Annotated in this window: 17 protein-coding genes and 1 pseudogene; 10 read left to right on the top strand and 8 right to left on the bottom strand. The window is 60.4% G+C overall.

What is annotated here, in order from left to right:
- Positions 1-12: 12 nt before the first annotated feature.
- A pseudogene (locus tag EOS_RS44475) lies at positions 13-830 on the bottom strand (IS5 family transposase).
- 661 nt (positions 831-1491) lie between these two features.
- Between EOS_RS44475 and EOS_RS15965 the strand changes: the two are divergent.
- Entirely contained in the window at positions 1492-2769 is a 1278-nt protein-coding gene (locus tag EOS_RS15965) for an MFS transporter (protein ID WP_047847629.1), read from the top strand.
- 51 nt (positions 2770-2820) lie between these two features.
- Here EOS_RS15965 and EOS_RS15960 read toward each other — a convergent pair whose 3' ends face one another.
- From EOS_RS15960 to EOS_RS46280, 5 genes are all read right to left on the bottom strand, one after another.
- The gene (locus EOS_RS15960) at positions 2821-3918 is read right to left on the bottom strand and encodes a mandelate racemase/muconate lactonizing enzyme family protein (RefSeq protein ID WP_047847628.1); all 1098 of its coding nucleotides are present in this window, start codon (positions 3916-3918) and stop codon (positions 2821-2823) included.
- The gene (locus EOS_RS15955; RefSeq protein ID WP_047847642.1) at positions 3915-4715 is read right to left on the bottom strand and encodes an NAD-dependent epimerase/dehydratase family protein; all 801 of its coding nucleotides are present in this window, start codon (positions 4713-4715) and stop codon (positions 3915-3917) included. The genes EOS_RS15960 and EOS_RS15955 overlap by 4 nt, the downstream gene beginning before the upstream one ends.
- Before the next feature lie 224 nt (positions 4716-4939).
- Complete coding sequence (locus EOS_RS15950) at positions 4940-5836, bottom strand: aldose epimerase family protein (RefSeq protein ID WP_047847627.1); 897 nt, start codon at positions 5834-5836, stop codon at positions 4940-4942.
- 33 nt (positions 5837-5869) lie between these two features.
- Entirely contained in the window at positions 5870-7456 is a 1587-nt protein-coding gene (locus EOS_RS15945) for an IclR family transcriptional regulator domain-containing protein (RefSeq protein ID WP_047847626.1), read from the bottom strand.
- Between the two features lie 81 nt (positions 7457-7537).
- Positions 7538-7804: a hypothetical protein gene (locus EOS_RS46280; protein WP_152693128.1), complete on the bottom strand. Its 267-nt coding sequence runs from the start codon at positions 7802-7804 to the stop codon at positions 7538-7540.
- Between the two features lie 217 nt (positions 7805-8021).
- Here EOS_RS46280 and EOS_RS15935 point away from each other — a divergent pair, with 217 nt between their 5' ends.
- The 7 genes from EOS_RS15935 (at position 8022) to EOS_RS43525 (ending at position 14307) form a co-directional block, all read left to right on the top strand.
- A complete protein-coding gene (locus EOS_RS15935) occupies positions 8022-8828 on the top strand; it encodes an RraA family protein (RefSeq protein ID WP_047847624.1) in 807 nt (268 codons plus the stop codon).
- Positions 8828-9280: a nuclear transport factor 2 family protein gene (locus EOS_RS15930; protein WP_047847623.1), complete on the top strand. Its 453-nt coding sequence runs from the start codon at positions 8828-8830 to the stop codon at positions 9278-9280. The genes EOS_RS15935 and EOS_RS15930 overlap by 1 nt, the downstream gene beginning before the upstream one ends.
- Before the next feature lie 37 nt (positions 9281-9317).
- Positions 9318-9635, top strand: coding sequence for a Dabb family protein (locus EOS_RS15925; protein WP_235442833.1), 318 nt, complete (start codon positions 9318-9320; stop codon positions 9633-9635).
- Between the two features lie 102 nt (positions 9636-9737).
- Positions 9738-10115 carry a hypothetical protein gene (locus EOS_RS43535; protein WP_053063895.1) on the top strand — a complete coding sequence of 126 codons (378 nt, stop codon included), beginning with the start codon at positions 9738-9740 and terminating at the stop codon, positions 10113-10115.
- Positions 10116-10980: 865 nt separating this feature from the next.
- A complete protein-coding gene (locus EOS_RS15915) occupies positions 10981-12144 on the top strand; it encodes a porin (protein ID WP_075645342.1) in 1164 nt (387 codons plus the stop codon).
- 156 nt (positions 12145-12300) lie between these two features.
- A complete protein-coding gene (locus EOS_RS15910) occupies positions 12301-13578 on the top strand; it encodes an MFS transporter (protein ID WP_047847622.1) in 1278 nt (425 codons plus the stop codon).
- A gap of 309 nt (positions 13579-13887) precedes the next feature.
- The gene (locus EOS_RS43525) at positions 13888-14307 is read left to right on the top strand and encodes an alpha/beta hydrolase fold domain-containing protein (RefSeq protein WP_075645341.1); all 420 of its coding nucleotides are present in this window, start codon (positions 13888-13890) and stop codon (positions 14305-14307) included.
- A gap of 225 nt (positions 14308-14532) precedes the next feature.
- Here the strand turns inward: EOS_RS43525 and EOS_RS15900 are convergent, their stop codons facing one another.
- Positions 14533-15633: a LacI family DNA-binding transcriptional regulator gene (locus EOS_RS15900; RefSeq protein WP_047847621.1), complete on the bottom strand. Its 1101-nt coding sequence runs from the start codon at positions 15631-15633 to the stop codon at positions 14533-14535.
- A gap of 93 nt (positions 15634-15726) precedes the next feature.
- Positions 15727-16179 (bottom strand): MaoC family dehydratase, encoded by a 453-nt coding sequence (locus EOS_RS15895; protein WP_047847620.1) that lies wholly within the window; start codon positions 16177-16179, stop codon positions 15727-15729.
- A gap of 300 nt (positions 16180-16479) precedes the next feature.
- On the opposite strand from EOS_RS15895, the gene EOS_RS15890 reads away from it, so the two are divergent.
- Together EOS_RS15890 and EOS_RS15885 are read left to right on the top strand one after the other, a co-directional pair.
- Positions 16480-18090 carry an acyl CoA:acetate/3-ketoacid CoA transferase gene (locus tag EOS_RS15890; protein ID WP_047847639.1) on the top strand — a complete coding sequence of 537 codons (1611 nt, stop codon included), beginning with the start codon at positions 16480-16482 and terminating at the stop codon, positions 18088-18090.
- Positions 18087-18881 carry a shikimate dehydrogenase family protein gene (locus EOS_RS15885; RefSeq protein ID WP_047847619.1) on the top strand — a complete coding sequence of 265 codons (795 nt, stop codon included), beginning with the start codon at positions 18087-18089 and terminating at the stop codon, positions 18879-18881. The genes EOS_RS15890 and EOS_RS15885 overlap by 4 nt, the downstream gene beginning before the upstream one ends.
- Positions 18882-18910: the final 29 nt, after the last annotated feature.

Raw genomic sequence — 18910 nt, 5'->3', positions numbered from 1 at the left:
TTAGAGGCGGTTTCAAAAAGCCGAAATAGATCGCTGGAGAGTATTCCAGCAGATTAGGCAAGCAGCGAACTTCAAGAAGGCTTCATGGATCTTGGCCAGTCGCTCGTAGCGGATTCGCAGTCGGTGGAAATTATGGAACCAGGCATGAGTACGTTCGACTACCCATCGATACTTTCCAAGTCCGCTGCCATGTTCAGTACGGCGCTTGGCGAGAACAGGTTTAATACCGCGATCGCGCAATTTCTGTCGGTGTGCTTCGGAGTCGTATCCGCGATCTGCAAAGACCACTTGAGGCTTTTGCAAGGGGCGACCGCGTATGCCACGGATGGCTGGAATCGCGTCGATGAGCGGCAACAATTGTGTGACGTCATGGCGATTCGCACCGGTCAAGATGATCGAAAGCGGCACCCCGTTTGCGTCGGTCGCCACATGGTGCTTGGAGCCCGGTCGCGCACGGTCTACGGGGTTCGGCCCAGTTTTTGGCCCGCCCCGATAGCCCGCACGGAAGACGAATCGACAACTACGCGTGACAAGTCGATTTGGCCCGCTGCGCGTAACTCGGCGAGCAGCACTTCGTGCAATCGGTCCCACACGCCTGCTTCTTGCCAGTCGCGTAAGCGGCGCCAACAAGTCACGCCGGAGCCGCAACCCATTTCGGCGGGTAGATCGCGCCAACGCAGCCCTGTGCGCAACACAAACACAATGCCGTTCAGTGCTGCGCGATCCGGTACCGGCTTGCGACCAGGGAACTTCTCGCGACGAGCTTTCGGCTGGGGCAGTAACGGTTCGAGTCGTCGCCATAATTCGTCATCAATGATTGGCTTGTCCATCCCTTGATCTCGTCGTCACGATGACAAAGGTTAACAGCATGTCCATGAAGTTAACAGCCCCCTTCACGTCTTTTTGAAACCGCCTCTTAGAATTAAAATTGAATTTATTTGAAACAGTGATTCCGAATAGTTATCAGCAGCTGTTCGCGACAGGGTTGAACGAGGGAGCCTGGCTCGAACAGGATCATCGCAACGCATGGAGTATCCCGTCGCATCACACCGGGTGATCGGCCCGGCGCTTGGTTAAACGATCGACAGGCGGACGGCGGCGGAATTTATGCCAGGACAGAACTCGCAGTCTCTGGGTAGAAGACTCGACTCGTGCCAGTGCGTAGCGTCGAAAATGGGACCGGTTTGCGCTACCCGCAAACGAATGCCAGGTTTCTACGTTTACCTTCCGAAGCGGACCGACCTCGATATGGCTGGACGCACCACCGCATGATGGGAGCGGCCGCGAGGCACCGGTGCCAGGCATGCGGACGAGGCGGGCGCCAGGGACACGAAATCAGGCGCAGCTCCGGACTCAGTTCCACGTTCTGGAACGAGGACCGCTTCTAACAGTGAGAGACGCCCCCGTGAGCCCAAAGCACGCCTTACGATAAACATTGAAGCCGTCGCGCGTCACACAGACGGCTCTGACCAAACATGGAGACAGGAAGTGATGAAGTCCCGCGGAAAATACCGTACGACCATTCTGATGATGCTGTTGCTCGCCACGGTCATCAATTACATCGACCGCTCGGCGCTGTCGATCGCCATGCCGTTTATCACGCGCGACTTTCACCTCACGGCGGGCGAAAAGGGCATGATCTTCGGCGCCTTTTCGATTGGCTACGCGGTGTTCAATTTTCTCGGCGGTTATCTTTCCGATCGCTTCGGCGGCCGCAGCGTATTGAGCGTCTCGATGACCGGCTGGTCCATCGCCTGCGGTTTGACGGCGGCGGTGTCGGGCTTCTGGTCGATGCTGCTGATACGCGTCGCTTTTGGCATGGGCGAAGGCCCGAACGCGGCGACCGCAAACAAGGTCGTGAACACGTGGTTTCCGATCGACGAGCGCGCTACGGCTGCGGGCGTGGGGCAGGCGGGCGGCCCAATAGGCGGTGCTCTCGCAGGTCCGGTCGTCGGCTTTCTCGCGCTTGCGTTCGGATGGCGCGCGGCATTCATCGTCATGGCGGTGCTCGGCATTACGTGGGCCATTGCGTGGCGCCTTCTCTCGACCGAGACGCCTGCACAGCATCCCAAGGTGAGCAGGGAGGAACTGGCTCACATTGAAGCAGGACAGGAAGCGGTGACGGCGCCTTCAGGCGGGAAGGTGTCGATACGCGAGGTGATCACGACACGCGCGGTCCTCACGACCGGCATCTCACTCTTTTGCTACAACTACATCCTGTTCTTCTTCATTAGCTGGTTTCCAAGCTATCTCGTCGATGCAAAGAACATCAGCCTCAAGGACATGAGCCTCGTCAGCTCGCTGCCGTGGATCACGGGGGCGATCGGTTTCCTGTCAGGCGGTTTTCTCGTTGACGCTATTTACCGGCGCACCGGCAAGCGCATGTTCTCGCGCAAGGTCGTGCTCGTGACGTCGCTGCTGATCGCGGCGAGCTGCATTGTGTTGACCGGTTTTGTCGATGCGGTCTCGACGGCCGTGGGCGTCATGACGATCGCCATCGGCCTGCTCATGCTCGCCGCGCCCGCATACTGGGCCATCATTCAGGACAGTGTGCCGCGTCATCAGGTCGGCACGGCGAGCGGCTTCATGCACGGCCTCGCAAATTGCTCGGGCATCGTCGGGCCGGCGATAACGGGCTTCCTGATCCAGAGCACCGGCAGTTTTGTAAGCGCGTTTGTGCTGGCCGGCGTGGTCGGCTTGATCGGCTCGCTCATCCTCGCGTGCTTTGTGGACGGTACCGACCGCATGCCGGAACCAACGCCGGCCTGAACCTCCCGGCGCCCCGCATGTATCGCCGTGTGTTGTGCGCTCAGCGTACGCTCAACGCGGCCGAAGAAATCTCGACACGACCTGCTCGTCGGGCTCGATCCCGATACCGGGCGCGTCGCTCAGGCGAAAGCGCTGGCCCTCGCGGACCGATGACAAATCGATCAGCTCAGCCGCCGGTTCGACATAGAGATATTCGACCTGCAGCATGTCTCGATACGCTGTCGCAAGATGCAGGGTCGCGAGAAAGCCGGGGCCGAAATACGGGCTGTGCGGCAACACGCCGAGCTTCGCGTCGCGCGCGAGCGTCATGATGTCAACGAACTCCGTAATGCCGCCGACCTTGCTGACGCTCGGTTGCAGGTAGTCGACGGCGCGCGCATCGATCGCCTGGCTGAATTGCGTCGCGGTGCACCAATTTTCGCCGGCCGCGATCGGCACGCCCTGCGAGCGAAGCCGCGCGAGACGTGCGAAATCCTCCGGCGGGAAAATCGGCTCTTCGAGCCACGAGACGCCGCCGAGCGCGCGCAGCCGTGCGAGATTCCCGAGCGCGGTCGCGTCGTCCCAGGCACAGTTCACATCGACGGACACTGGTGCCTGTCCGGCGATTTCCGCATGCGCCGCCTCGATCACCGGCATGTCGATTTCATGCAGCTTGATATCGCGAAACCCTTCGTCAAGCGCGCGGCGGCAGATGGTCGATGCGGCCTGTGCATCGCCGTAACGCACGAGGCTTGCGTAGGTGGAGAGCGTGGCCGGTTCCGTGCCGCCGAGCAGTTGCCATAGCGGCACGTTTGCGCGTCTTGCGGAGAGATCCCAGAGCGCCATGTCGACGCCGGAGATCGCGAACATCGTGATCCCGTATCGGCCGAAGAGATGCAACTGGCGCTGTGTCTGGCGCGTCCATACAGGGATCGAGTCGATGCTCGCTCCTTCGGCAAGCGGCTTCACGCGCGTCTCGACAACGCTGCGCGTGGCGTCGGCCACAAAATAGCCGAACGCTTCGCCCCAGCCCACATTGCCGTCCGTATCCTCGACGCGGATCAGCACGGTCTCCAGCGTCTTCCACGCAGAAGGTGTGATGCCGAGTCCGGTGCCACGATCTTCGAACGGGATCTCGACGACACGTGTTTCGACTGAGCGGATCTTCATCGCGGCGTCCGAACGAGGAGCGGCTGCGGCACATACGGTCCACCAACAAAGCCGGGACCGGCTGACGGCGGCATCGCTTCGCGCGCGAGAAACGCGGGCGCGAGATGATCGACGGCCGAATCCTGCGGCGCGTAGCCCAGCGCGACGGCGCGCCCATTGTGGAAGAACGGAGCGGGGCACCGCGACACGCCATAGACGACGTCGTGCGTGATGTCCTCATGCTCGAGCCCGATGCGGATGAGCTGTGCCAGATCGCGGCCGCTCACCCAGATGTGCTGGCGCCGTTCGTCCGCGACCTGCTCGTCGGCGTTGCCGATGCGAATCGACAGCGCCTTGAGGCCGTGGCGATGTGCGTAGAGCGCGCACGCGGCCTCGCCGAACACCTTGCTCAGCGCATAGAAGCCGTCGGGTGCAACGGGTGCGTCGTCGCCCGCGAAGCCTTCCACTCGATGCTGGCCGAGCACGTGATGGCTGCTCGCGAACACGAAACGCCCAATGCCAAACTCGCGGCATGCGTCGAGCAGATAGAGCTGGGCGCGATAGTTTGCATCGAGCGTCGCTTCGAAGTCGATGTCGAGGCTGTACGTGCAGGCGAGATGGAGGATGCCGTCGACACCCTGCGTGGTCTGCTGCACCACGTCGCGATCGGTCATGTCGCCGGCGATCGCCGTTTCGTTGGCGGCCAGACCACCTGCCTCGCGCAGGTCGAGCAGACGCAGGTTGTAATGCTCGCGCAGCCACGGGCGCACGCGGGTCGCGACGCCGCCGGCCGCGCCGGTGACAAGAATGGTTTTCATCGAAAGGCTTTTCCCTGTTTTCATCGAGTGCAGTCGCATGCAACCCACTCGAAGTAAGTCTTCAAATCCGCGATCGAACGCGCGCTGGCAGAGATGGCGTGTGAGAACTCATTGGCGCTGCCCGTGAGTGTAGGACCGCGAAAGCACCGCGTACTTCGCCGCCGGGCCGCGCCGCGCGCGCGAGTTCCAGGATCTGGAACTCGCGCGAGGAATTTGAGCGCACTTCATGCTTTGGGTTCCCAGGCGAGCGTGGTCCGCGCCGAGAAAATCTCCCCGGGGGCCAGTACGTGCATGCCAGTGCCGTCGATGCCGCGGGCTGCGAGATTGAATCCGTTCGCGACGTGACTAACCGGTTCGACGCAGAAGAAGGAGCCGCCGCGTGGCGTGTAGGCGACCAGGTGTGTGAGGGGCGCGTCGGCGGTTATGCGCATCGTGCCCGCGTTGCGCTCGATGAGCGCCGTGCCGTTCCATTCGCTCGCATAGATGGCGCAATCGCGCGTTTGCCAGTCAAGGTGGGAGAGTTCGGTCGGCTGCGTCGTGGCGAAAGCGTTGCCAGTCGGCACGAACGCGGCGTCGAGCTCCCAGCGCCGCTGGGCATCGAAGCGGATCACCGAGTCCGTATCGATCGCGAGAAACGGATGCCAGCCGAGTCCGGCCGGCATTGGGCTAGCCCCGAGATTACGCAGCGCGAAGGAAACATCCAACGCATTCGCGTTCAGCTCGAACGCGATGCGGGCCTCAAAGGGCCAGGGCCAATGCTCACGGTCGTCGGAATGCAACACGAGTTCCGCGCGTTGGGAATCGTGCGCACGCATTTGCCATGCGCAGCGTTGCGCATGACCGTGCAGGGTGTTCGGCAGATCGAGTGGGTGCGGCGCGAGCGCGTACGTCGAATTGCCGAATGTCAGCCGCGCCTCGGCGATCCGGTTGGAATAGGGGATCAGCGGATAGGCGCCTGCTTTGGGCCAGCCGTGTTCGGGCGCGTCCCACGCGCGCAGCGGTACGAGGAGGTTGAGGTTGCGGTCGAGCGCTTTCAGGCTGCAGAGACGCGCGCCGAGGTGTGGGGCGATCTCGGCTTCGAGCGAGCCGTTCGATAGCGTGAGGCGGTATGGGTCGGTCATGGCAGGAGAGGGTGCGAAAAGACCTGGTTCGGGTCAAGCGTCGAATTGCAGACGCAGCAGGTGGCCGGAGAGCGGCGCGCTCGCGAGCGATTCAATCGGCTGATGATTGCGGTCGCTTGTAATGTAGAGCGAAGCGCGCTGCGAGCCGTCGTGTACGAATGCGAGGCCGGTGGGCGCGGCAACGGGCAAGCTGACGATGTGATCGAGCACGCCTTCGGCGGTGAAGCGCATCAGGCTCCAGCCGTCGCGCAGTGCGGCCCAGACGCCGGCGCGTGCATCAAGCGCGACACCGGAAAGCCGGCCGGAACCCGGTGGCATCGACGCAAAGCGGCGCACGTTCGACGAGCCGCGGCGCAGCGCATATAACGTACCGGACGCCGACGCCGCGGCGTACGCGCAGGCACCGTCGGCGGACCACGTCATGGAGTCGATGGTTTCGCTGAATTTCCACTTCGATTCGAAGCGCTGAGCGTCGTTGACGAAGCCGAGATGCCCATGGTTGCCGCGCTGCATCCAGCCCCACGTGTGTCCCATCGCGTCGGTGCAGAGCAGCGTGACGTCAGGGTCGTTCCAGACGCTCGACCCCTCGTGGACGGTGAGCGTCTCGTCAGCGGCGAGGATCAGATGGCGTCCGGCTTGCGCAAGCAGCAAACCTTCGGGGCGCAGTTGCATCCCTGCGATGGGGGCGTCCAGATGGCAGACAATGCGGTCGGAGGCGCCGTCGAAGGCGTGCAGCACGGGCGCCAGCGTGTCGGCCCAATAAAGCGCTCCGCGAGCGGCCCACCAGACCGGGAACGCACCATGAAACGCCCACGACGAGCTGACTGCGGAAACCTCTTCGGTCTCGGCCGTCCGGCTGCCGGATTGAAGTTGCATGCCGACGCGCCGTGCTGCTTCGGCCAGTTCCGGGCCGAGCAGTTCCAGCCGCGCCAGCGACATGCGGTACGCGGGGCCGGCGACGCTCAGCGCGCCTCGCACGCGTCCCTCGTTATCGACGATTGGCGCCGCGACGCAACGCACGCCGAGTACGATCTCTTCGTCGTCGACGGCGTAACCGCGCGCTGCCGTGATGCGCAACTCGACCTGCAAACGCCCCCGATCGGTGATCGTCCGCGGCGTAAGCGCGGTCAAGGTCACGCCGCGCAGCAAGCTGTCGCGTTCGTCACGCGGCATGCGAGAGAGGATTGCCTTTCCCTGACCCGTGCAATATACCGGCTTGCTGCGGCCGAGCGCCGCCGCAGAGCGCTGGGAATGTGCGCCGTCGCAACGTTCGAGCGAGATCACTTCGCTGCCGTCGAGCGCCGCGAGATAGGTCGTCTCGCCGGTGAGATCGCGTAGTGCGCGCAATTCCGTGGCCGCAGCAACGACAAGATCCGGCATCAAATAGGAGTTGCGCACCAGTTCCAGATAGCGAAATCCAAGCCTGTACACACGATGCGCCAGGTCGCGGCGCAAGAGGCCGTGCTCAATCAGCGTGGCGAGAATGCGATAAAGCGTTGTCTTGGGCAGGCCCGCATGCTCCAGCAGATCGGCATTGGTCATGCCTTTCGGTGCCGCGCCCACCATTTCCAGGACTGTCAGCGCCTTCGACAGCGCTGCCGTTCCGTCTCCGATACTCATGTTTCCACCCGTTGGAATTCGGCGGTGTGGGCGCTTGCCGAACCGCGCCGAGTTTAATCACTTTATCAGCAGGATCGATATTCATGGGGTGCAGAAGGGCGCAAAGTTCCATATGCTGGAACTGAAGGCAGTTTTTTTGAACGAATGAGAAATCAAGCAAGCGCTCGTCATGCATATGCGAAGGGCTTCTATCGCGACGTCGATCCCACTGTTCACGTTAGCGGCGAAACGTTCGCGCAACTGCCAAATGCGGTTGGTCCGGTTCAGCGCTTTCGTGGGCAGGTCACTGTCTCCAGCAGATCCGCATTGCTCATGCCGTGTGGGCGCCGCGCCGATCAGGTCGAGCACGCCCGGCGCCTTATCCAGTGAAGCGGTTCCGTCTCCTATTGCCATATTCCCATCCGCTGGAACTCGAGAGGCGAAATGCGGATATCACCGGTTTTCACGGACGAATCACCGGACTAGCATTCGACCCACGGTGAACGAAAAAACGTCGCGCCCGGTTTCAGACTGTGGAACTGGCGCTCCGGTTTCACACCTCCGACCTCTACGACAGGACATTCCAGTGAAGATCCATCACTATGCAGATTCACTTGCCACCGCTACGCCTCGCGACGTGGTGGTGAGCGACGAAACGCTCGCGAAGCTGGCCAAGGTCAGCAGTGGTTCCCTCACCACGCAGCTTTTCAAGCACGGTTATCGACAACCGGCACTGGTGGGTTTGCGTGCGCTGAACAAGCATGTCGAACCGTTCGCCGGGCGCGCTTTCACGATGCGGTTCATCCCGGCGCGCGAGGGCATTGATACCTACGGCACGATGACCACCAAGCCGAACATGGACAACCTGCAGTGGCAGGGCGTCGAGCAGGTGAAGCCCGGGGACGTCCTCGTGATCGACAGCCAGAACGACCCGCGTGCGGCTTCCGCCGGCAACATCCTGGTCACCCGCCTACTTGCGCGCGGCGCCCGCGCCATCATCACGGACGGAGCATTGCGCGACGGCAGCGAAATCGCCAGCCTGCCGCTGCCGGCTTATGCCCGCGAGATCACCGCGACTACGCGTATCTCGTACCATCATGTGGCGGACCTGCAGGTGCCGATAGGCTGCGCGGGCGTCGCGGTGTATCCGGGCGACATCATTGTCGGCGACGCGGACGGCATCACCGTCGTGCCCCCGCATCTGGCGCAGGAACTGGCGGACTTCTGCACGCAGCAGGATGACCTCGAGCGCTATCTCGCCATGCGCATTGCCGCGGGGGAAGCGTTGTGGGGAGTCTACCCGCCGAGCCCGCAAGCCTACGAGGACTACAACGCATGGGTAGCTGCGGGACGGCTGGTGATTGCGTCTGTCATCGGCAAGGAGAAGCGCTGATGGCCGTCATCGATCAAGCAGGGTACGCCGCGTTGATCCGCCGTTATTTCGATGCCTGCAATGAAGCGGACTACGACAAGCTGGTGTCGTGCTTCACGCCTGACGCGGTCCATTATTTCCCGGCGGGCTTGCCCGATATCCCATGGCGCACCGCCGACACCATCGCCCGAAAATGGCAGTGGTGCGTTGAAAACCTCGGCTCCCAATGGACCATTGAAAAGATCCTGGTGAGTCACGACAGTCACGAAGCGGTGATCGAGTGGACCCACTGGAAGGCAAAACCGGGCACGGCGTTGCGCGGCGACGAGTGGTATGTCTTCGATGAAACCAGCGGCCTCATCAAGGAGATCCGCGCGTATTACGCATCGCCGGCGGACAAGGACGTGAAGATCAACGAGCTCGTGGATTTCGCTTATGAAGCGCGTGGCTACCATCTGCAAGCGACATCATGAGCAGCCCGGGAGGAGTCGTGAAGCGGGGAGGGACGTCATGGTGATGAAACACATCGTCATGTTCCGGCGGCGCGCGGACGTGGCGGGGCAGCCGGGACTTGAGGCGCAACTCGTCGAGCGCATGCGCACGCTGGACCGCGAGATCGTGTTCGTGCGCGGCTGGAAGGTCTCGGCCAACGAACTCGATCGCGCGATCTGCTGGGACTATCTGCTCGAGTCCACCTTCGACGACCGGCAAGCGCTCGAGCAGTACTTGCCGCATCCGGCTCATGTCGCGCTGATTACCGATCTGAAACAGTACTTCGACTGGGCCGCTGTCGATTACACGGACCACACGGATTCACCGGCCACCTGAATAGTCGAACCCGGATCGACAAGAAGCGGAACAGCTTCCCGGGTTCGCTCACACGCATGACGGCTGCGCTTGAAGCAGCGCGAGCCGGCTGGAGACAATGCAATGAACAGACACCCGTCGTCCGCGCAAGCGGACTTGGGGTCCGCTGTCGGCTCCGACATGGCCCGCGAACTGCGCATTACATCGGTTGAACGGGGCGAGATCTCTTCCGCGTTCAGTTGGGCCTATGTGATCTTCCTGACGCAGGCGGCCCGGGTGACAGACCGTATCGGCTCGAAGAAAGCGATGTTCAGCGCCATCGCGGTGTGCTCGATTCTCACCCCCGGCGCCGGACGAATGCTCCGATACTCTTCGTCGGCTCGAGGTCCAGGGGTCGACAAGTATTCGTCAGCGTTGTGGACGAAACCATGCATCAGCGAGAAGCCCATCCGAGGTGGCCCAAAGATGTCCGCCGGCCAGCATCTCGCTTCGAGCACTTGACTGGTATGAATAAGTCCTGCAGGAAGCGCGACGGCAGCAGGGATGTAGATATCCAGGTGCTCGTCCGGGAACCATCGTATTGAGTCCACTCCCTACGGGGTTCGCAGACGGTGCGAAAAGCTGCCGGCATAGGTCAAGGTGGTCTGCTCGAAGTCGTCGCGGGACTGGGGCGTCAGCTTCGTGCTGTCGCGTGTGCCAGGATAGACGTCGGTGTTGTTGACCATCAGGTCGGTGCATCGGAACGCGCTGCCGAGAAATCCACCGGTCAGACCAACGTTTAGGAGGCACCTCTTGGCGCACCGGCCCCAGCAGTTCTGCGGAACCATGAAAGAGGAGATGCTCGCAATAGAAATCGACAGTACGACGAATGGCGCTATGGAGCCTCATTGCAACCAGCAAGAAGGCGGCACTAACGCGTGCAGCGAGCAAGATCATTTTCCTGACCAACATGCTATCGCGTGAACGCTGACCGAACTAGTCGCTGATCCAGCCGCGCGCAGCCAGTTCGATTGCACCTCAGAGCAACGCCGCTGCATCCAGCAAAAGCGGGCATTGCAGTGATCAAATTATCGCGGGATTGGGGGCATCGAAGCTCCGCAGTTGGTTTGAACGACTTTGCTTGGGCGCTGCGCATGCGGGTAATCCACAGCATTGCCCTTCGAATCCCAGCCTGTGGAACTCCTTGAGCCGTTCGTGACGTCACCGGATTCACAGACTTCAGGCGCGTCTATAGCATGCGATTCTTGCTAAGCGCCCCGACACTGAACGATCGATCGCGAGAGACCGTGCCATCCACGTGCTTTGCGGCGAGTTCGTCGAAGAAATTAGATATCCAAACGAAAAAAAATAGAAAAGGAGACGCACCGTGAAATACGCAAAGGAATGTGTAGCGACCTCGCTTGCCCTGCTGATGCCTATGTTCGGTCACGCCCAAAGCAGCGTTACGCTATATGGTGTGATCGACGCCGGCCTGATCTACGTCAACAATATCAACGGCGCGCATGAGTACGCGGCACAGGCGGGCTGGTTTCAAGGAAACCGTTGGGGTTTGTCAGGCGTGGAGGATCTTGGCGGCGGGTATCAGGCAGTTTTCAGACTTGAAAGCGGCTTCACTGTGTTGACGGGCGCACTGGGGCAGGGCGGCGCGATGTTCGGCCGTCAAGCGTACGTAGGTATCGCAAGTCCGAATGGTACCGTGACGGTCGGCAGGCAATACGATTCAATCGTCGATTACGTCGAACCTGCGCGTGCAAATACAGGGTTACTCATCAACCATCCGGCCGAATTCGATAATCTCGGCAACGACTATCGGCTGAACAATGCCGTTAAGTTCGCAAGCGCGGACCTGCACGGTTTCAAGTTTGGGGGGGTGTTCAGCCTCGGCGGCGTGGCGGGAAGTTTCCAACAGAACCGCGCGTATTCAGTTGGCGCTTCGTATAACCAGGGGCCGCTGTTCGTTGGGTTAGCCTATCTCGACGCGCGCGACCCAAACTTCTCGTACTACGGCAACAATCCATCGTCGAGCACGACGGGCAGCAATATGTCTGTGTATCGGATCTTCTCCGGGTATGCGTCGGCCGGCTCGCTGAATACGTTCGCCGCGACGACCGGTTATACCCTTGGCAGCCTGAATGTGGCTGCGACCTACACCAACGTGCGATTCAAGGGACTCGGCGCAATTGCGTCCCTCAATCCGCTGGAATATCAGGGCACGGCGGCATTCAACACGGCGGAACTCGCGCTGGGCTATGCGCTGACGCCATCGCTCAAACTCGGCGCCTCGTATCAGTACATTCACGGCGCGCCGGTGCAGAACGGCGACGCTGGCAAGGTCACTTATCACGAGGCGGATGTCTCGATCGACTACTTTTTCTCGAAGCGCACGGACGTTTACGCGATGGTCATGGCGCAGCAGGCTTGCGGGCAGGATTCGACGGGAAAGACGGCAACTGCCCAACTGTGGGGGCTTTCGCCGGCGTCGACGAGTCGCCAGATTGGCAGCGTGGTCGGCCTACGCCACAAGTTCTGAGTCCGGGCAGTGCGCTGAATTCCAATGCGCGGGATTTACTCTCTTATTTGGAAACGACGCGCATTCCCCGTCGCGTGGTCGACCTTTACGATGCTACGAATCGCAGCCTCCGCGCGTAATAAGCGGTCGGCAGAAAACAAATCTGGAGACGTGACAATGAAACTCCGCGGACAGTACCGCTCGACCATTCTGGCGATGCTCCTTCTCGCCACGGTCATCAACTATATCGACCGCTCTGCGCTGTCGATCGCGATGCCCTTTATCACACACGACTATCACCTCACGGCAGGTGAGAAAGGCGTCATTTTCGGCGCATTCTCGATTGGCTACGCCGCATTCAATTTCCTTGGCGGCTATTTCTCGGACCGGTTCGGCGGACGACGTGTGCTGAGCTGGTCGATGACGGGCTGGTCCATCGCGTGCGGCCTGACGGCTGCCGTGTCGGGTTTCTGGTCGATGCTGCTGCTTCGCATCATGTTCGGCATGGGAGAGGGACCGAACGCGGCAACGGCCAACAAAGTGGTAAATACGTGGTTTCCGATTAACGAGCGCGCCTCAGCTGCTGGAATCGGTCAGTCTGGTGGTCCAATCGGTGGCGCGCTGGCGGGCCCTATTGTCGGCTTTCTCGCGCTCGCCTTCGGCTGGCGCGCCGCTTTCATCGTTATGGGTCTGCTCGGGGTAGGGTGGGTCGTGGCGTGGCGTCGCCTGTCGACGGAAACGCCCGCTCAACACCCACGTGTCGGCCAGGCCGAATTGGCTCAGATTGACGCGGGTCAAGAGCCCCTGCGGCCAGGAAAGAACGAGAAAGTGTCTATACGTGAGGTGGTGACGACCCGCTCGGTGCTGACGACCGGCATTTCGCTGTTCTGCTACAACTACATCCTCTTCTTCTTCATTACCTGGTTTCCGAGTTATCTCGTCGACGCTCGTCATATTAGCCTCAAGGATATGAGCCTTGTCAGCTCGCTACCATGGATCACCGGAGCAATCGGGTACATGTCGGGTGGCTTCATCGTTGATGCGATCTATCGGCGTACTGGGCGGCGAATGATGTCACGCAAGATCGTGCTCGTCACGTCGTTTCTGATTTCTGCCGGCTGTATTGCGCTGACAGGAATCGTCGACCAAGTCTGGACTGCAGTGACCGTAATGACGGTCGCAATCGGCTTCCTGATGCTAGCTGGTCCCGCGTACTGGGCAATCATCCAGGACAGCGTGCCGCGTCACCAGGTTGGCACGGCAAGCGGGTTCATGCATGGTCTTGCAAACTGTTCGGGCATCGTCGGTCCTGTGGTTACGGGCTTTCTGATACAAAGCACGGGCAGCTTCGTCAGCGCTTTCATTCTTGCGGGAGCGGTCGGCCTGATCGGCTCATTGATTCTTGCGTGCTTCGTCAACAGCAAGGAGCAGGTTGCCGCACCGGCACCGGCCTGACGCAGAGTCCTTGTATTAGCGCACGAGCGTTTGCCCTTCGAGAGCACACGCCTCTTATTTTTTGCACTTCACCATGAATAACGCCACGCCACGCCACGCCACGCCACGCCACGCCACGCCACGCCACGCCACGCCTGGCTTGAGCGAAGGTATGCGAGCTTTCGTTGACACCGCCGCGAGTCTTAAGAGCCTCACCGCCGACCGGCCATCGCGCCGTGCTGCTTTCGCACGACAGTGCGCGCATGTCACGTCTCCCGCGCCCCGGCCGCTGGTTGTCGTGGACCAGCCGGTCGGCGATGTGGTGACGCGTTGTTTTTTGCCGGCGCGCATCGTACCAGCGCACGGTTGGCCTGTACTTATGTTTTTTCATGGCGGCGGCTGGACCACCGGCAGTCATGCGACGCGCACTGGTTTGCCGATGCGCTACTGGCGCGGGCCGATCTGGCGATCGTGATGGTCGACTATCGCCTAGCGCCTGAGGCGAGCTATCCAGCGCAACTCGACGACGGAATGGCCGTATGGGACGCCCTCGATACGACGTCGCTGCCATTTGACCCAGAGCGCCGCGCAGTATCGGAAGACAGTGCAGGCGGCACGCCGGCCGCGGCGCTCTGCGTTGCGCTTCATTGCTTGGCGAAGCAAAAGATTAAAAGCATCGGGCGATTGATCGCATCTCTTTCAAAAGTATGCTGCGCGGGGAACGATATGACTGGTAGTAACTGCATCTGACATTGCCGCCACGCCTTCTTCAAACGCGAGATCCAGCTGATTCCTGAGGCGATGCCAAAGAGTACTAATACGTATTACTAATGAAATTAAGGAGGCGTCGGTGTATTAGGAAGCACTGACAAGAAGAATCCAGTGTCGATTAGGCGTAATACATCGACCGCGATCCGCTCGCTGCTCGCTCAGCCCCCGGCGCGCGCTGCAAAACGGCTTGCGTGCCGGGCCCGGCTAGCTCGATTCTCTAACATCAGAATCAATTACGGCTGGAATCGCGCATGAGGCGCGGATCATTAACGTTGACTCGCACTCGATGCTTTGAACCGCAGTATTGCCGTCGAGTTGCGCGATCAAGAGCGCGGCAGCGTGCTTGCCAATTTCCGCGCTTGGCACCCGAACCGTGGTGATAGGAACAGGTAATTCAGCCATCAACTCAAAATCGTCGAAGCCGATCAGGCTTAGGTCTCTTGGAACGACATAACCTTCGGACATCGCTTCAAGCATCGCTCCCATGGCGAATGATCCGTTGCCGCAAATGATGGCCGTCGGCACCTTGATTGGTGCGGCCATTATTTGCCGTAGCAGTCGTCGTCCGTCTTTCACACCCCAATATCCCTCGACGACATGCGCAGGATGCATTGCAATACCGCACTCGGCCAAAGCGTCGCGAACTCCATCGCGACGGGCGGCTGCCCGATCGTTCGTGTCAGCGTTTTGCGCAATCATCCCTATACGTCGGTGGCCTAGATCGAGCAGATAATTTGTAAAGTTGTAGAAAGCCCGATAGTTGTCTACGCCTACACACACGGACCGATGCTGAGGACGATAAGTAAACGTGCTGACGCATGGCACGCCTCGCTGTTCGAGCAACGGATAAAGCTCGGGATGATGAGCCTCGCCCACCACTGCGATGGCATCAACGCCGCGTTCGAGCATCTTGCGCACTTGGCGATACTCCCGCTGCAGATCGTATTCGGAACATGCCAGCAGCAATGTGTAGCCCTTGCCCTCGAGTTCGTCCTGAAGCGTCTGGATAGCGGTCGCAAAGTGTTCGTTTGCGAGTGTTGGCACGACAGCGCCTATGGTGCCGGTACGATGAGTTGCAAGGGCGCGCGCCGCTGCGTGCGGGACCCAGCCTAGATGGTTGATTGCAATACGGATACGCTCGCCCACCGTAGGTGAAACGATTTCAGGCGTATTGATGAAGCGCGAAACTGTCGCCTTTGACACGCCAGCGAGTTCCGCTACCTCTCTAAGGGTGGCGGTGGCGGGTCGGGGCGCGCCAGCCGTCCCCGACCCGGCGGCGTTGCTATTGGGCGTGGCCTTTGCCATATCGAGTGCCGAATTATTGATAGCGCCTATTATACCGCTCGCACTTTTCATCGGACCTCAAAGGGGATGATCGGGACCACGGGGGGCAACTGCCTATTTCACGGACAGCTTCTTCGCCCATTTCATGATGTGTCGACCTGCCGCGACGACTTCGCCCCGCTGGTTGATTACGTCCATGTCAGCGATGCTGCGACGCTTTTCTTCGTCGATTTCCGTAACTTTGTAAATGACGGTGACGGTATCTCCGAGAAGAACCGGTCGAATGAACCGGATCCTGTCGTAGCCCGCCGAGACCGGGAACTCATCGAGGTCGGTACGGTGAATGACATGCGCGATGCTGATGGTGGACGCAGTCGACATATAACCGACGAGCAGGGCGCCGTGAGCAATGCGGGTGCCGATCGACGATTTTTCCTGCATATATTGTTCGTTGATGTGGGTATCGCTGAAGTCACCTGTTAGTCCGGCAAACAGTGTGACATCGGCTTCACCGACCGTCTTTGCGAACCTGAATTCCTGCCCGATTTCAACGCCCTTGATTGGCATTTCTCTTTTCTCCAGATGCAGTTAGGTGGAGACGACTGACGTCGCCTAGTTTCAAAGATTGTGTGCCGAAGGCTCGGAAGCACTCGTTTTTATTTCTAAAATGATACCGGTTTCATTGTGGAAGTAAACTGCTGAACTGGCGATCTATCCCGAAAATTTCGGGAAATAATGGTATTCCCTAAGTCCTCAAAATACGGGTTTCAAACTCTTATGAGACCGGTTACATTGACGTGTTAGATGCACGGCACGATCGGCGTCGATAGCATCAAAGCGTACAAACGTTTCAGTGGACAAAGTGACATGCAAACTATTTCGATCTCAGAAGCGGCCGCCCTCGTGAAGGATGGCGACGCCGTTCTAATCAGCGGTTCAGGCGGGGGGCATTCCGTACCCGAGGCATTGCTTGCCGCGCTTGGCGAACGCTTCAAGCGGGAGCAAAAGCCGCTTGGGATCACGTCGATCAGCGTGGTCGGCGTCGGTGACAGGGATGCCCTCGGTGCAGGGCACCTAGCACAGGAGGGCCTGCTACGCAGAGCCATTACAAGTGCTCTCGTTGATTCTCCCGGTCTTGTAACGCTTGCAGCAGAAGACAAGATAGAGGCGTACACCTTTCCACAAGGCGTTCTGTCGCAACTCATGCGCGACATGGCCGGTGGACGGCCGGGCCTAATCACGAAGACGGGACTCCATACGTTCGTCGATCCGCGCCAACACGGCGCACGACAGAGTCCTCGTACGCCGCCAGACTTCGTCGAGTTGATCGAACTTGACGGGCAGGAGTGGCTGCGTTTTAAACCGCTTCCACTTGATGTGGCGTTTTTGCGCGGCACAACCGCCGACGAGGACGGCAACGTCACGATGGAGCAGGAGGCCGTCCTGGGAGAAATGTTGGCGATGGCTCAGGCGACGCGCCAGGCAGGAGGCATCGTCGTGGTCCAGGTGAAACGCATGGCTCAGCGCGGTACGCTGCCGCCCAAGCAAGTGAGGATTCCCGGCATATTGGTGGATTTCGTGGTGGTCGTGGCGGACCAGCGCCAGACCTATGCGACAGATTACGACCCGAGCTATGCCGGTGAATTGCGCGTGCCATTGTCGGCAATCAAGCCGCTTCCGTTCGGTCCGCGGAAAGTCATCGTGCGGCGCGCGGCGCTTGAACTTTATCCGGGCGCTGTCTGCAATCTCGGCGCGGGGGTGTCGACCGGGCTGTCCACCGTAGCTGCCGAAGAAAGGCTGCTTGAAGAGGTGGTCCTCACCAACGAACAAGGTTTGATTGGCGGTGCGCCGATTACCGGCCGTGATTCGGGCGGAGCTCAGAATTTCGCGGCGATGATTGAACAGCCCTCACAGTTTGACTTTTATGATGGCGGCGGTCTTGATCTTGCCTTCCTTTCGTTCGCCGAAGTCGATCCGCAGGGCAACGTTAATATCAGCCGTTTCGGCGATCAGATCGTTGGGGTAGGCGGCTTCATCAACATTAGTCAGAACGCAAAATGCGTGATCTTCAGTGGCACCTTGACCGCAGGAGGCCTGGATATCGAATGGGAGGCGGGCAAGACTGCGATACGCCGTGAAGGACGACATCGCAAATTCGTGAAATCGCTCGAACAGGTTTGCTACAGTGCCTCGTTCGCCCGTGCACGCGGTCAAAGCGCGCTGTATGTGACGGAGCGCGCTGTTTTCAGCATCGGGGCGAGCGGTCTTGAATTGATCGAGGTTGCACCAGGTATCGACCTTGAGCGCGACATATTTGCACAGATGGATTTTCGGCCGCAGGTGTCACCGAATCTGAAAGAGATGGACTCGCGCCTGTTTCATCCCGGACCCCTCGGTATCCATGACGAGATTGTCGCGCGCGAGCGGCGCTTTCGTTCGGCCCGGGTCGCCGCGTGGCATGCGGAGCATCGCTCATGACCATCGACGGCGCCACGAGGCTTTACGCGATCATCGGCGACCCGGTCGCGCAAGTTCGTTCGCCATCGGTCTACACGGAACTCTTCGCCGGCGCCGGCATCAACGCGGTCATGATCCCGGCACACGTCGGAACCGAGTTCTTTGAGCCGACGATGCGAGGCTTGATGGCACTCGGCAATCTCGATGGTCTGTTAATCACGTCGCCTCACAAGAATGCGGCGCTCTCGCTCGCCGGGCAGGTCTCGGCACGCGCACAGAGCGTTGCAGCCGTCAACGCACTACGTCGGGAAAGCGACGGTTCCTGGACCGGCGACATGTTCGACGGCGTGGGTTTCGTGGCGGCGGCTCAAGCTCTAACGCCGGTCGACGGTGCGCGGGTGTTGCTGTTTGGCTGCGGCGGAGCCGGGGCAGCGATTGCAGCGGAGCTTGCGGCCGAGGGCGCAAGCTCGATCGCTCTCATCGATCCCGATGCATCCCGTGCCGAGGATCTGAGCCGGTCGCTTACCCGGCATTTTCCAGCGTGCTCGATCTCCCTTCGGCGCGATGATGCGCGTTACGACATCGTGGTCAACGCATCGGTCGTAGGCATGAAAGACACCGACGATGTTCCGGGAGATCCCGGTCCTCTTGATGCTCAGAGCATCGTCGGGGATGTCGTGCTTCGTCCGCCCGAAAGGCCGACCGAGTTTGTCCTGCGGGCGCTTAGTGCCGGCGCGCGCGTTGTGACCGGACAGCAGATGCACGCCGGACAGACCGACGCGATCATGCGTTTCTTTTTCCGAGCAGGTTGAAGGCCTGCTTCTCAAAATACATAGGAAAC

The sequence above is a fragment of the Caballeronia mineralivorans PML1(12) genome, from assembly GCF_001028175.1.
Classification (GTDB): domain Bacteria; phylum Pseudomonadota; class Gammaproteobacteria; order Burkholderiales; family Burkholderiaceae; genus Caballeronia; species Caballeronia mineralivorans.
The sequence above is the reverse complement of the archived record's forward strand: the minus strand, read 5'-3'. Positions and strand labels throughout refer to the sequence as shown.

Coding starts and splice junctions, on each gene's coding strand:
- EOS_RS15965 (WP_047847629.1), top strand. CDS start 1,492: ATGAAGTCCCGCGGAAAATACCGTACGACCATTCTGATGATGCTGTTG.
- EOS_RS15960 (WP_047847628.1), bottom strand. CDS start 3,918: ATGAAGATCCGCTCAGTCGAAACACGTGTCGTCGAGATCCCGTTCGAA.
- EOS_RS15955 (WP_047847642.1), bottom strand. CDS start 4,715: ATGAAAACCATTCTTGTCACCGGCGCGGCCGGCGGCGTCGCGACCCGC.
- EOS_RS15950 (WP_047847627.1), bottom strand. CDS start 5,836: ATGACCGACCCATACCGCCTCACGCTATCGAACGGCTCGCTCGAAGCC.
- EOS_RS15945 (WP_047847626.1), bottom strand. CDS start 7,456: ATGAGTATCGGAGACGGAACGGCAGCGCTGTCGAAGGCGCTGACAGTC.
- EOS_RS15930 (WP_047847623.1), top strand. CDS start 8,828: ATGGCCGTCATCGATCAAGCAGGGTACGCCGCGTTGATCCGCCGTTAT.
- EOS_RS15925 (WP_235442833.1), top strand. CDS start 9,318: ATGGTGATGAAACACATCGTCATGTTCCGGCGGCGCGCGGACGTGGCG.
- EOS_RS43535 (WP_053063895.1), top strand. CDS start 9,738: ATGAACAGACACCCGTCGTCCGCGCAAGCGGACTTGGGGTCCGCTGTC.
- EOS_RS15910 (WP_047847622.1), top strand. CDS start 12,301: ATGAAACTCCGCGGACAGTACCGCTCGACCATTCTGGCGATGCTCCTT.
- EOS_RS15900 (WP_047847621.1), bottom strand. CDS start 15,633: ATGGCAAAGGCCACGCCCAATAGCAACGCCGCCGGGTCGGGGACGGCT.
- EOS_RS15895 (WP_047847620.1), bottom strand. CDS start 16,179: ATGCCAATCAAGGGCGTTGAAATCGGGCAGGAATTCAGGTTCGCAAAG.
- EOS_RS15890 (WP_047847639.1), top strand. CDS start 16,480: ATGCAAACTATTTCGATCTCAGAAGCGGCCGCCCTCGTGAAGGATGGC.
- EOS_RS15885 (WP_047847619.1), top strand. CDS start 18,087: ATGACCATCGACGGCGCCACGAGGCTTTACGCGATCATCGGCGACCCG.